This is a genomic window from Belnapia arida (assembly GCF_016773205.1).
In the GTDB taxonomy this organism is placed as follows: Bacteria; Pseudomonadota; Alphaproteobacteria; order Acetobacterales; family Acetobacteraceae; genus Belnapia; species Belnapia arida.
Map to the genome: position 1 here is coordinate 1 of NZ_JAETWB010000208.1, position 311 is coordinate 311.

The 311-nt window shown below is 68.5% G+C and carries 1 protein-coding gene; it reads left to right on the forward strand.

Annotated elements, in window-relative coordinates; genetic code table 11:
• A partial coding sequence (locus JMJ56_RS36350) for a transposase (protein ID WP_202836159.1) occupies positions 1–311 on the forward strand: 311 nt, incomplete at both ends.

Sequence of the window (311 nt, forward strand, 5' to 3'; positions counted from 1 at the left end):
GCGCAGCGGGTCAGGCCGGGCCCGTGCGGCGACTTCACCGACCTGCCGCCTTTGGCGAGCGCGGCCGCCGCCCGCATACCCTTCGAGCAGCTCCTGGCAGACGCAGGCCATGATAGCGAAGCCAACCACCGCCACTGCCGTGAAGGCCTCGGCGTCGACAGTCTGATCCCGGCCAAGAAGCGGAGCTCTGCCCGCGTGGTCGCGACCACGCCGCTGCGGCAGGAGATGGTCCGGCGGCTCGGCAAGCCTGGTGTGGAAGCCGATCGCATTGCCTACCGTCAAAGGTGGAAAGTGGAGACTGTCATGTCCGT